The organism is Vibrio sp. Vb1127, assembly GCF_033338735.1.
GTDB classification, from domain to species: domain Bacteria; phylum Pseudomonadota; class Gammaproteobacteria; order Enterobacterales; family Vibrionaceae; genus Vibrio; species Vibrio alginolyticus.
The window spans coordinates 182,921-195,803 of record NZ_JAWOTF010000006.1 but is presented as its reverse complement, the minus strand read 5'-3'; the positions used below and the strand labels follow the sequence as shown (position 1 = coordinate 195,803).

Genomic DNA, 12,883 nt, shown 5'->3' with positions numbered 1-12,883 from the left:
CAAGCTCGCTTTCCAATGCGATTTGCTAACCGAAGACGCGCTTTCCGAGCTTATCGCCGCACTCATGAGCGCTCCAATAACGCTTCAAGATTGCGGGCAATTTCTTCCGCAGCCAACATGCCGCGATTTAACGACCACAGTTCCGGAGAGACTTCGACCAGTTGCTGCTTTTTCGCCGCAGTTAGCAACTTAAATAATGGATTTTTGCGCCATTCATCCACGATATTTGGCTGAGAGTAAAGTCCAACTAGTAACCAATCAGGGTTGGTTTTTAGTAAAAGTTCGAAACTGGTTGGGATATACGCTTTTTGCTCAGATGGAGCCAGCGGGCTTTGGATGCCCAGCGTACTCAAAACGCCCCCAGCGTAAGAAACCGGGCTATGCAACCACATCCCTTTGTCAGAAACCACACCAAACTGAATGGTTTCTTGTGTTGCAAAATGCTGTTTGAACTCCGCCATTGTCTGTTTGTGCTGCTCAATGCGTTGTGTCATTTTCGCTTGTTTGCCAATTGCCACGCCGATTTTGTGTGCGGATTCGAGATTTTCTTGATATGTCTCACCACGGCTTTTTAACAGCAAAGTTGGCGCAATTCGCTGCAAATCTTGATAAATCGCGCGATGACGTTCTGCATCAGCAATGATCAAATCCGGCTTGAGCACCGCAATCGCCTCTAAACTCGGTTGCGAGCGCATGCCGACCGATTGCCAAGGACCAACCTTGGCACGAACAGCAGGAATGACTCGTGTGGCATCGTTGTCATCGGCGACGCCTACAGGTGAGACATCGACTGCCGCTAATGCATCGACAAACGAAAATTCTAAAACCACAATACGTTGAGGTATCGCTTCTAGCTCAAAAGTGCCTTGCTCATCTTGCACGCTGCGCGCCTGAGAAAATGCGCTAAATGACATCAAAGCTGAGCTCAACAGCATCAGCAAAACGGTTGAAAAGTGTTTGATCGTAAATTGTTTTTTATTTTTCATCTTGCTTTTTCCAGTGCTAAGAGTTTTCCATTATCTAAGATCGGCAAAGTCGCCAAGGTAAATTGGCGACTTTTCTTTTCAAACTCGGTGAACGAAACGCTTAAAACTGATAGTTCAGATCCAGTGTGTAAGAGCGTCCCGGAGCTGGGTACCGACCAACTGGGCTTGTATCAATCCCGCGGAAGTAATACTCCTCGTCAAACAAGTTGTTCACCGCAACATTCATGCGTAACTTGCCTTTGTCGTCTTTGTATAAATCCGTCCCCAAATTGAAATTCCACACCATGTAAGATGGTACTTTACCCGTTGCGCCTGTTGCATCTTCGGCACTGGTGTTTGCGTTATCGGTATACGAGTCACTGAAGTATAAGCCCGATAGCGTGGTGTCCATGCCGTAAAATGCGTAGGTTGCATCCCAACCAAGCTGATGCTTAGAGGTGTAAGGCAGTTGATTACCTTTATTCGCGCCTTCTTCTTCAAGCGTAGCGTCTAGATAGTTGTAGCTTGCGCCTAAACTCAGTGCAGGTAGTGCTTCAGGCACGTAACGAGCAGAAAGCTCTATGCCTTGGTGAAGTGTTTTTCCGATGTTATCGAAGGTCTGCGTTGAGCTTTGCCATTGCAATTGATCCTCAAAGTCGATGCGATAAAGTGCAGCGTTAAAGCTGGTCGCATCTTGGGTGTAACGCGCGCCGACTTCGTAGTTCCAAGCCAGTTCGCTACCTTCTTCACCCAAACCTCGGATGTAGGCAATTTGTGGCGCACGAAGTGATTTTTGCGCGTTCGCATACGTCACCCACTGGTCAGTTAAGTTGTATGCCACCGTCAAACCTGGCAACCATTCCGTCACGGTGTTGTCTGCCGTTTGTTTTTTACCACGATCGGTAAACGTCATTCGAACCGACTCAACACGCAACCCAGGCGTTACCTTCAATGTATCATTGAACAAACCAATTTCGTTGCTAACGTATCCAGCAAACGCGTCCGTATCTAGATGCCAATCACGCGGAACGCTGGTTGCACCACCGGCGATTGGAGTCTGAGTGAGTTTGTAGTCAATGTCTTCATTAACATAACGGGTACCCACGATCCAGTTTTGAGTAACGGATTTACCTTCGCCAAAGTACATCGCCATTTTTGGCTCTATACCATACACGGTAAATTCACGTGGAGAGGTACGAACGTCCGTCGCTGGCAGAGCCGGATCCGCCCAATGGCCACCCGCGCTGTTAAAGCCCCACTTGAAAAGACGCTCTGACTTATGGCCAAACGTTAGCACTTCTAGCTCGGCACTGTCGGCAAATGGCAAATCGTGAATGTACTTAACACTCCAGCGCGTCGACTTACCTTCATAATCATCGTAAGGACGTTTCGATTGGTGACGATCTTGTTCGTAGTCTTGTGGCGAAAGTGCGCCCGGCATTTGCGTTTCAGCATCGTAACGTTGCAGGAATGCTTGAATCTCTTGAGTGTCACTCAGTAGCCACTGTGCTTTGGCTTGGAAGTTCTTCACGTCCGTATCGGAATGTTCACGGAAGCTTTCACCTTTTAGGAAGTTACCTTCCAACTGTAGTGCAAATGTGTCGCTTAACCAGCCGCCCGTGCGTAGGTAAAAATCATTCAGCGGCGCATCACCGCCATCAAACACGGTAAGGCGGTTACTGATTTCAGTTTGCCACGTGTGTGGAATCGGTTTGGTCACTAAGTTGATCACACCACCGACGTTGTTTGGGCCGTACTGTACTGCGGCACCACCGCGTACAATGTCAATACGATCAAGCATCGACAGTGTTGCTGGGAAGATAGACTGACCAGTGTGACCATATGGCGCAAGTGTTAGCGGTACACCATCCATCAAGAACTGAGCATGACCACTACGGCTTGCTTTCAAACCACGTACGGAAATGTTAGGCAATACGCCCGTTCCGCTTTCATCCTGAACTTTAATACCCGGCACGCGCTGTAGCGCGTTATCAATCGAGCCTGCGGCGGTTTTCTCGATTTGATCGCGGGTAATGACGGTACGAGCACCTGGGTACTCTTTGACGTCTTCAATTTCAGATTTACCAATCACGCTACCAGTGACAACGACGGTTTCCATCGTGGTAGTTTGTTCTTTTTTAGCAGGAGCAGCAACCGCGCTCATGGATGTGGCAGAAGCGATTGCAATCGCAAGCACACTGTAAGTGGTAGACAAACCAGCACGTACACGCACTTTACCATCCAAATTCTGGTAAGACATTAAGATCTCCTTTGCGAGAAATTGAGCCTCGGGCAGAATACATCCCGTAGGCTCTAGGGGCTAAACATCCTCAATATGAGGAAAAAATCGGCTAACAGGCGCTAACTACGCACAAAAAGCCTAGAACTGATATCCGTAGCTGAGCATGAACTCGGCTGGTGCGCCGTAGCCAATCTGGTTTAAGCCAGACGTGCCGTTTGTTGCGCCAAGAATGTATTTCTCATCCAAAATGTTGTAAGCGTTCGCTTGGATTTTGTGACGACCAGTGGTGTACGCCGCCATCAAATCCACCGTTGTGTAATCGCCAAGTGCGACGGCTTCGTCGTTACCTGCGTAACGGTCGCCCACGTACTTCACACCACCGCCTAAACGCCAGTTGTCATCCAATTGGTAAGTGCTCCAAAGAGAGAACAAGTGGTCTGATACATCGTTAGGCTTTTTGCCTGTGGCTTTGTCTTCCGCATCTAAGTAGCTGTAACCAACAGAGATGTCCCACTGTTTGGTGATTTGGCCGCGAGCCTCTAATTCAATGCCTTGGTGACGCACTTCAATTTTATCGATCACATCGCCGTCCACGTTAGTTTGTGGTTGCTCTTGATCAATCTGGAACAGTGCCGCATTCAACATTAATGCGTTATCCAAAAGGTACGCTTTCGCACCCACCTCTTTTAAGTCGGTGTGGAAGAATTCCGCCAATTTTGGATTGATGTAGATACCAGCGTACGGTAACTGCCAAGAGCGCGCTAAACTGGCGTATACGGATGTGTCGGAATTGATGCGGTATACCAAACCAGCACGGTAGCTGACTTTGTCATCATCCAACTTTTCCTTATCTGAGCCCGCTTTTTGTTGTTCGAGCTCCATCGAGTCGTAACGCACGTTACCGATCAAAGAAAGGTCGCCCCACGTATAGACGTCTTGCACATACAAACCTGTCGTGGTGGTGGTATTGTCACGAAATGGCTTAAAGCCCGGATCAGGCGTTGGACCAACGACTGGGTCGTATATATTTTGCGGAGGAAGCGTTTTGTCACTTGCCAACGTTAGGTCGATATCGATCTGGTTGAAATCTGCACCCACCATCAATTGATTGTCCCTGGTTTCCCAAACCAACTCAGATTGTAAAGTGGTCGTAGTACGTGGATCGTAACCAAAGTTGTTGACGGTTTGAGACACTTCATTACCCGTCACTTTGCCCTGACGCGTGCCTTTTTGCTCAAGTTCGATATGGTTGAACGCCGCTCGGTTGTTCCATACCCATTGATCATTCAGACGCCATTCGTAATCCACCGCAATACGGAGACTGTCTGACTCCTGATAGTCGTTTGTGCCGCCAAAGTAAGTGCTTACTGGCAAATCAACTGGCTTGCCATTTTTTGATGGCACACCACGATATGGCACTAATTCTTGATGGGCGTATTCCACGTCAACATCAATGGTGTGACCATCCGCTGGTAACACACGAATGGTCGGTGCAATGAAGAAATCGTTTGAATCAACATGATCAACGTACGAGTCGGCTTGACGGTATTCCAAGTTAATACGCCCGTTGACCTTATCTGTAAACGCCATTGAGCTGTCGACCTGACCAACATATTGGTTGTTGCTGCCTACACTACCGTTTACGTGAGTAAAATTCTCACCGTTAGCGCGTTTCGTCACCAAGTTGATGATGCCCCCAGCCGAACCACGGCCATACAAAGATCCCGCAGGGCCTTTCACAATTTCAACGCGTTCAACGTTCGCTAAGCTACGGTAAGACTGCAACGTACCGTCATCTCGCAAGCCATCACGGTACATATCGTTGAGTGAATCAAAACCACGGATCATGAACTGATCGCGGCTGCCTTCGCCCAAGGTGTTATTGACCCCGGCTACCCCATCTAGCGCATCCACTAAACGCACCGCGCCTCGGTCTTGCATTTCTGTTTTCGTTACTACGGATACCGCTTGTGGCACATCAAGCCATTCCACATCGGTTTTGGTGCCTGATTGAGGCATGTGTTCAGCATAACCTTCGTACTGATGACCGAAGACTTGAATCGTTTCAGTTGCTGATGGGGTTGAGTTCGTCTCTTCTGAAGCCACTGCGCTTGGTGCTACTAATGAAGAACCAATCGCGACCGCCAAGGGGGTCAGGGTCAATAATTTATTCATTCCATAATTCCGTTTAGTTGTTATAAAGCCAACGGATGGAAATAAGAACAAATATTATTTCTATTTGCAATATTAATTTTATGCTCTATATTTATTTACCCTAAAAACACAACTAACAACAAAAAAAACCAAATATCATAACAATAAATACTAAAACTTCTGCCCTCCGTCTCGAGAGAGGCACATTGGAAGACGACCGTGAGCGACTTTATCAACGTTAGAAGAAAATGTTAGAAAATTAGGAAAGCTCATGAAATCTACGATGATTATCGTAAGTCATGTCGTTAACGATGCAGTCACTCACGGCTTTGTGCCTGCAGCTAAAGCGATGGACCTTCACGTCGTTCTTATCACCGACCATAAGCTCAGCCATTTAGAGTTGGCGAGTCATGATAGTCACTTTAATCCGGATACCATTCTAGAATGTGATGTCTTCAACCCATTAGAACTCATCGAAACCATCACGGAGCATGAATTAAAGCCAGACGCTATTTTCAGCAATAGTGATCACTTACAAACTTCCACCGCCATCTGCGCGCAATTTTTTGGCCTCCCATCCAAAGATTGGTCTGTCACGTTAAAGGCCAAAAACAAACACTTAACTCGACAAGTGTTAAATGAAAAATCCTTACCCAACACACAAAGCTGTTTGCTGCATCGCCATTCGAATGTGGCATTAGGCATGGCCTTCCCTGTCGTAGCAAAACCCAAAGAAGGCGTGGCAAGTTTAGATGTACAGCGCTGTGACTCCCAAAGCGAGCTCGATGCTTACTGCGAGGCGTTTTGGCAAAAGCACCCAAACGCCGCCATTCTGGTGGAGCAGTTTCTTCAAGGACCGTTGGTTACGCTCGAAACTTTAGGAGACGGTAACCAACTTATCGCCGTGGGCGGTTTTGATGTGTCGCTCTCTGAGCCGCCTTACTTTATCGAAACCGCCGCAGACTGGAACGGACCAAACGGCATTGCTCACCGAGAAGCTTGCTTGGCTCAACTGAAAGCGTTCGGCGTTGGTTTTGGAGTTTGCCACAGCGAATTTATTATTACGGAAAATGGCCCGGTTCTGGTGGAAATTAACTACCGCAGTATTGGAGATGGCCGCGAATTCTTGCTCAACAATCTCGCTCCCTTCGGTTGGTTTAGCACGATTTTGGGTCTGCATCTGGGTCGAAGATTGGACGGCGATTACCAAATTCATGGGTCAGCGCACGTGCACTACGTAGTTGCGGAACACAGTGGTGTGATTGACGGAGGTTCGACGTCGTTCATCCAACACGATGACGATATCATCACCCAGCAACAGGTACTAAAAACCGCTGGAGAACACTTCCAACAGAGTTATTCCAATAAGGATTATCTCGCCCGAATTTCGATTGTCTCACCATCAGGGCGAAACCTCGACCAAGCGCTGCAGAACGCGCTTAGCAATTTCGATCTAGCTCCGACTCGTGAGGTGGCAGCATGAATGACAACGCTTTGTATCTAACGCAACGATTGATCGACACTTGCTTGCGCGAAGACATGTTTGGCATTTTGTCGAAGGCCAAGTTCAGTAGAGACGCGCCAAAAGGGGTAATTGTTCCTCAAGACGAGCAAGTCTGGCTGATATTTGCCAACTCTGATTTCACGTTGTATTTACCTGTTGCGCCAACGTATTACATGCAGCACTGGCGCTACGGTCACGCCAATGACGAAACACCACCAGGTTGGTGGGTGGAGAAAAATGGCCAAGTCGAGCATCAACAGCATTACAAAGAGTGGATTGCGCTACTAACGACACTGGCGCACGAGAGCTCTCACGAGTTGCTGGCGGGATACCTTCAAGAACTGGAATGTGCAGAGAAACACAAAGCGCTGTGTGACCAAGCGTTTCATCATCATGCAGACCACATTTCTCAACCAATATCCGAGCTTGGTTCTTGGCATCAAAAACTGCTGCTAGCCGACCAGATCGCTTCTTACCTTGACCACCCGTACTATCCAACTGCGCGGGCGAAGTTTGGCCTGAGCGATGAAGACCTTGCTAAGTACGCGCCCGAGTTCGCACAAAGCTTTGCTCTGCATTGGATTGCGATTGAAAAATCACTGGTGACATTAACCAGCGGACAACCTGATTGCTGGCCAACAATGGAGCAAGTGGGGCTTCCTGCTGATTTTGCACTGAGCCACGTTCTGTTCCCTGCACATCCGCTCACCCTGCGATCTTTAGAAGCCTTACCCGAAGGTGTGATAGAAGCGCCTTTAACGTATCTAGACGTGACGCCGACGCTTTCCGTTCGTACTGTGGTCGTCAACGAGGCACCGCACATTCACATCAAGGTTCCGCTGATCATGCGATCGCTAGGCACGAAAAATATTCGCTTAATCAAGCCTTCAACACTGTATGACGGCCACTGGTTTGAACGCCTACTCAGCCACCTTGAACAAACGGACGCCGACTTAAACAGTCGCTTGTTCCATTGCAACGAAAAACACGGTGGACACATCGGCGATGATAAAACCTTCGCGTACATCGTACGTGAGTACCCACTTACTCATTGCGAAGACAAAGCGTTAGTTCCGGTTGCAGCACTAGCAAGCCCAATGCCTGACGACCGCTTGTTCTTAGAACATTTGGCAGAACATTACTATCAACAAGATACGCTGGCGTGGTTCCAAGATTACGTCGATCTATTATGCCAAGTGCACCTCACCTTGTGGCTTCGTTATGGCATCGCATTGGAGTCCAACCAGCAAAACGCCATCGTTGCATTTGATCAACAGGGCAGAATGACGCTCGCGATGAAAGACAACGACGCGGCGCGAGTTTGGCCAGAGCGCTTCCGCTTTGCAACAGACCATGCTGCCGAAAAACACGGCGCAAAAACAATTCCAGTGGATTGCGATGAACTGCTCGACCAACGCATCAAAGTCGACAATGAATTGGCGCTCGGTCAGATGTTTACCACCATCACACTGCAACTGGATATCGCAGCGATTGTAGAATCTATGGCAGCGAAGGGCATTGCCTCTTCAGCATCGCTTTACGCCATCGTGGCCAAAAGCATTGCAGAGCAACTCAACCGATTGGAAGGCGAAGGGTTAGAGACAAAACTGGCACGCGAGTTACTGCAAGAGGCGCCTGATTTGTACGCCAAGTACTTGTTGAGCTCTGGCAGTTTGCTCTCGAAAGAAGCCTCCGGCGCGAGTGACATCAATAAGTTCTATGGTTTGTCGGCTCCGAACTTCTTGCTGCTTTCTAACGAAGAAGCGCAACGCGCCTACTTAGAAGCCATCAAAAAAAGCGTACGTTAAACGATTATGACCAAACTCATCTACAGTGTGTTGTTGTGCCACTTTATCGCTGCGTTTGCCGCGTTAGGTATGCCGCTATTTCTACCCGTCGTGTTGCCAACGTTAGGCGCAAGCATTGATGCGGACTGGGCAGGGGTATTGTTTATCCTACCTACGTTTTGTACTGCGTTGGCGGCGCGATTTTGGGGCAACTTTGCCGATCGCTACGGTCGCCGCCGCTCACTCTTGCGTGCACAACTTGGCCTTGCAGCAGGGTTTGCGCTGTGCGGCTTGGCAGACAACCTCGCCATGTTTGTGTTTGGTCTTATTGTTCAAGGAACCTTTGGCGGCACCATGGCCGCCTCGAACAGCTACTTATCTAGTCAAATTAAAGAAGCCAAAACACTCGGCAAGTCACTTAATAAAACCCAACTATCTGCTCGCTTGGCGCTGATCGTTGCGCCAATTGGGCTCGGCTGGAGCTTGTCAGAGACCAACCCGCTCAACGCGTACCTTTGGTTATGCGTTTTGCCTTTAATTGCGATGGGCATCACGCTAACACTGCCAGCGGATAAACCCGCCGAACAAAACCTCGAAAAGCCAGACTCAGAATCTCAGCAAGAACAACCTGTTGCAAAGAAAAACGCAATGCATGCCATTCGCTGGATCTTCTTTGCTCAGTTCGGGTTTGCGTTTTCTATGGTGGTGACCTTTCCTTATTTCTCGCCGTTTGTGCAGCAATATGGCATCACTCACCACGCATGGATCGGTTTTTTGTACGCACTGCCGCATGGCGTCTATCTGTTGCTGGCAGGCAAAATCCACGTGTGGTCAGATGGGCTGAATCGCCATCAACCGCTGCGCACGTTGTGGCTCGGGTTTGCATTGCTTGCCTTGAGCTCTGCCTTGCATTTGATTGCGTCCGAAACCACACTCATTGCTGCGAGAATTATCTTCGGCATCGCGATGGTGTGTTGTTATCACGGATTGCATCAGCATCTTGCGAGCAATCTGGATCGCAAACTCAGTGGCAAAGTATTTTCTCGCTTTGATGCCATGTCCAAATGGGGTGGTGTGGCAGCGGGATTTTGCGCTTCTTTCATTTCTAGCTTGGGGCTACTTGAGGTTCCTTTCCTACTTTCTGCGATAGTCAGCGTAATCACCTTGATCGCGCTGGTTCTCCATTCAAAATTTGGAAATCAACATGTTACAAACTCAATCCTCTCAGACTAGCGAGTTGCACGCGCATGATGTGCAGCTCAATCGTGAGAAAGCCCAACTCAACACGATAATGGGTGTTCTTAATTGTTACTTACGTGAATTTGCACTGCCGAATCAACAAGTGGAATGGTACTACCAATCAACATCGCTACCCCAAACGTTAAAACGCAACTATCCCGCTAAACAGCGGATAGCCGTTCATCTTTCTCAACAAAATGGCGTGTTGGTTTTGCCGATTCACTACGCGAGCAAACTGGGCAAAATCAAATTGGCAGAACTGCCTTGGGCGAAAATGCCGGGATCTGGTTGGGCGAAATTGGATGCCACGCAAACTCTTACGCTTTTGCTTAACTATCTCATGCAGGTATTGGCTATCCCGTTTAACCATGAGCTGATCGAACAACTGGAAAATAGCGTGCTGGTTACCGAGCAGTTTCTCAACGTCGCGCCCAAATCGCATCACAACGAATTTATCGCTTCGGAACAGTCTCTGATTTGGGGGCATACTTTCCATCCGACCCCGAAAAGTCGTTCGGGCGTCACCATGGATGATCTCTTGGCGTTTTCTCCAGAAGTCGGCGCGCAAGTCCCGCTGTACTGGTTTGAAGTGGATACGTCCTTACTTGATGTGCTGAGTTCCGACGGAGACGCTAACCCTGCGCAACGCATGCTACAACAGCTCGCGCCACAACACACCACCAGCAATGGGAAGACCCTCTACCCTTGCCATCCTTGGGAAAGCTACACCATTTTGAGCAACCCAAGCGTGAAGCGCTCCATTGAACAAGGCAAAATCACGCCACTGGGTTTAGGTGGTGAAAAGATGCAGCCGACCTCTTCAGTTCGTACCCTCTACCACCCAGATATGGACTGGTTTGCGAAATTCTCCATCAACGTACGATTAACCAATTGCGTGCGTAAAAACGCGTGGTACGAACTCGACAGCGCCGTGCAACTCACGTCGATTCTCAAACCGATTCGAGAAAACGAACAGCTGCACAACCCTGTATTTAAAGTGATGACAGAGCCTTACGCCACCACATTAAATCTAGAAAGTGTCGCTGAGCGTAATTGGGATGACAACACCAAAGCGCGCGAATCGTTTGGGATTTTGTATCGCGAAAATTTCTCGCTGAGCGAAGTCGATATCTTAAAACCAACCCTCGCTGGCGCTCTGTTTGCTTACGACAAAAACGGCAACAGTTGCATTGCTCAACGCCTTAAAAACAAAGCGCGTACTACGCAAAATCGCTATTCCGACATCGCGACACTGTGGTTTGAACGCTATTTGCATTGCCTAATTCCGGGCGTGTTTAATTACTACTTCAAACACGGGGTAGCGTTTGAGCCGCATTTGCAAAACACCTTGATTGGCTTTGAGCAAGAGATGCCGTGTTGTGTTTGGATTCGTGATTTGGAAGGCACTAAATTACTGCCAGAGTTCTGGCCAGCAGAAACATTAACTGATTTGTCTGAACGCGCGCGACAATCGGTTTACTACAGTCGCGAACAAGGCTGGAATCGCATCGGATACTGCACCTTTATCAACAACATCAGCGAAGCGATTTTCTTCATCGCAGAAGGTGATGAGCCACTAGAGCAAACGCTGTGGAATGCGGTGCAAAGTGCCATTGTGCGTTGGCAATCAGTGAATGGAAAACAGCCGGAACTAGAAGCGTTGCTGAATGGCGGTCACTTCCCAAGCAAAAATAATTTCACCACGCGTTTGATGCAAAAAGCCGATAAGGAGTCGGGCTATACCCAAGTCGCCGCGCCTTGGCAGCAACACGAAAAAGGAGCGCAACATGTCTAATTCACTCTCCCTACCGACACGCGTTAGCCAGCAAGTTCACACGCTCGCACAGCAGCAAAATCAACCCTTGTGCGCGTACTTGTATGACCTAAACGCCTTAGAAGAACACATCAAACAACTGCGTCATGTTTTGCCGAAAAATGTCGAGCTATTTTACGCAGCCAAAGCCAATCCATCAGGCCCTGTTCTCAAAACGCTCGCGCCGTATGTCGATGGTTTTGAAGCGGCATCTGGCGGGGAGCTGGCACACCTCCACCAGCAACAACTCGATAGGCCATTGATCTTCGGTGGCCCAGGAAAAATGCCAAGTGAATTGCAACAAGCGATTGAGCTTGATGTCGATGCAATTCATGTCGAAAGCCTCACCGAGCTACAACGCATTGGAGCACTAACCGAGCGCCTCAACCGCCCTGCTTCGATCTTTTTGCGTATGAACATTGATATCGGCGACATCACGCTCAGCAAGTTGGCGATGGGCGGCAAGCCAACCCCTTTTGGTTTTGACGAGTCCGAACTGAGCAATGCTTTGATGTTGCTGCGCGATTTCCCGCAAGTGTCACTCAAAGGATTCCATTTTCACTTGATGTCGCATCAGCTCGATGTTGAACGTCACTTAGCGTTAATGCAGCGCTATTTCCAAGTCGTGAAAGCGTGGCAACAAGAGTTTGAACTCGGTGAGCTGATGATCAACTTGGGCGGCGGCATGGGGATTAACTACCAAAACCCTGAGCAACACTTTCCGTGGATGGAGTTTTGCGACAAGTTGGAATTCCTCATCGCTAAAGAGCAAGTGCAAGACTGGACACTGCGTTTTGAATGCGGACGTTTCATCACGGCGGCATGCGGTTATTACGTAATGGAAGTGCTGGATATTAAGCAAAATCTTGGCGAAAACTTTGTCATCGCGCGCGGAGGAACCCACCATTTTCGCACGCCAGCGGCGCAGAGCCATGATCATCCATTCGTCATCCTGAAAAGCGAGCAACACCACGAAATTTCTCACCCAATTCAGCATACACAAGCGACCTTTGTCGGTCAGCTTTGTACGCCCAAAGATGTGCTGGCACGCAATCAACACGTCGCCCACGTCGATATTGGTGATTATGTTGTGTTTACCTTAGCGGGCGCCTATGCATGGAACATCTCCCATCAAAACTTCTTGATGCATGAACCGCCGATCTTCCACTATTTTTAAAC

The 12,883-nt window shown here is 48.7% G+C and carries 8 protein-coding genes; 5 read left to right on the top strand and 3 right to left on the bottom strand.

Features of this window, described 5'->3' with window-relative positions; all coding sequences use genetic code 11:
* Positions 1-62: 62 nt before the first annotated feature.
* From R7H07_RS11175 to R7H07_RS11165, 3 genes are all read right to left on the bottom strand, one after another.
* Positions 63-986 (bottom strand): Fe(3+) dicitrate ABC transporter substrate-binding protein FecB, encoded by a 924-nt coding sequence (locus R7H07_RS11175; RefSeq protein WP_042522223.1) that lies wholly within the window; start codon positions 984-986, stop codon positions 63-65.
* A 100-nt stretch (positions 987-1,086) separates the two neighbouring features.
* The gene (pvuA, locus tag R7H07_RS11170; RefSeq protein WP_065275532.1) at positions 1,087-3,225 is read right to left on the bottom strand and encodes a TonB-dependent siderophore vibrioferrin receptor PvuA; all 2,139 of its coding nucleotides are present in this window, start codon (positions 3,223-3,225) and stop codon (positions 1,087-1,089) included.
* Between the two features lie 120 nt (positions 3,226-3,345).
* Positions 3,346-5,382, bottom strand: a complete 2,037-nt coding sequence (locus tag R7H07_RS11165) for a TonB-dependent receptor (RefSeq protein ID WP_206959515.1) — start codon at positions 5,380-5,382, stop codon at positions 3,346-3,348.
* 250 nt (positions 5,383-5,632) lie between these two features.
* On the opposite strand from R7H07_RS11165, the gene R7H07_RS11160 reads away from it, so the two are divergent.
* Genes R7H07_RS11160 through R7H07_RS11140 form a run of 5 tightly spaced genes read left to right on the top strand, consistent with a single transcriptional unit; the run spans position 5,633 to position 12,881 of the window.
* Positions 5,633-6,844, top strand: a complete 1,212-nt coding sequence (locus tag R7H07_RS11160; protein ID WP_005383468.1) for an ATP-grasp domain-containing protein — start codon at positions 5,633-5,635, stop codon at positions 6,842-6,844.
* Positions 6,841-8,673: an IucA/IucC family protein gene (locus R7H07_RS11155; protein ID WP_206959516.1), complete on the top strand. Its 1,833-nt coding sequence runs from the start codon at positions 6,841-6,843 to the stop codon at positions 8,671-8,673. The genes R7H07_RS11160 and R7H07_RS11155 overlap by 4 nt, the downstream gene beginning before the upstream one ends.
* 6 nt (positions 8,674-8,679) lie before the next feature.
* Complete coding sequence (locus R7H07_RS11150; protein ID WP_206959517.1) at positions 8,680-9,885, top strand: MFS transporter; 1,206 nt, start codon at positions 8,680-8,682, stop codon at positions 9,883-9,885.
* Positions 9,857-11,686 (top strand): IucA/IucC family protein, encoded by a 1,830-nt coding sequence (locus R7H07_RS11145; RefSeq protein ID WP_065275537.1) that lies wholly within the window; start codon positions 9,857-9,859, stop codon positions 11,684-11,686. The genes R7H07_RS11150 and R7H07_RS11145 overlap by 29 nt, the downstream gene beginning before the upstream one ends.
* Positions 11,679-12,881 carry a type III PLP-dependent enzyme gene (locus R7H07_RS11140; RefSeq protein ID WP_065275538.1) on the top strand — a complete coding sequence of 401 codons (1,203 nt, stop codon included), beginning with the start codon at positions 11,679-11,681 and terminating at the stop codon, positions 12,879-12,881. Before R7H07_RS11145 ends, R7H07_RS11140 begins: the two co-directional genes overlap by 8 nt.
* Positions 12,882-12,883: the final 2 nt, after the last annotated feature.

Excerpts from the sequence above, each read along its gene's own strand:
- R7H07_RS11165 (WP_206959515.1), bottom strand. The coding sequence starts at position 5,382 with ATGAATAAATTATTGACCCTGACCCCCTTGGCGGTCGCGATTGGTTCT.
- R7H07_RS11160 (WP_005383468.1), top strand. The coding sequence starts at position 5,633 with ATGAAATCTACGATGATTATCGTAAGTCATGTCGTTAACGATGCAGTC.
- pvuA (WP_065275532.1), bottom strand. The coding sequence starts at position 3,225 with ATGTCTTACCAGAATTTGGATGGTAAAGTGCGTGTACGTGCTGGTTTG.
- R7H07_RS11150 (WP_206959517.1), top strand. The coding sequence starts at position 8,680 with ATGACCAAACTCATCTACAGTGTGTTGTTGTGCCACTTTATCGCTGCG.
- R7H07_RS11140 (WP_065275538.1), top strand. The coding sequence starts at position 11,679 with ATGTCTAATTCACTCTCCCTACCGACACGCGTTAGCCAGCAAGTTCAC.
- R7H07_RS11175 (WP_042522223.1), bottom strand. The coding sequence starts at position 986 with ATGAAAAATAAAAAACAATTTACGATCAAACACTTTTCAACCGTTTTG.
- R7H07_RS11155 (WP_206959516.1), top strand. The coding sequence starts at position 6,841 with ATGAATGACAACGCTTTGTATCTAACGCAACGATTGATCGACACTTGC.
- R7H07_RS11145 (WP_065275537.1), top strand. The coding sequence starts at position 9,857 with ATGTTACAAACTCAATCCTCTCAGACTAGCGAGTTGCACGCGCATGAT.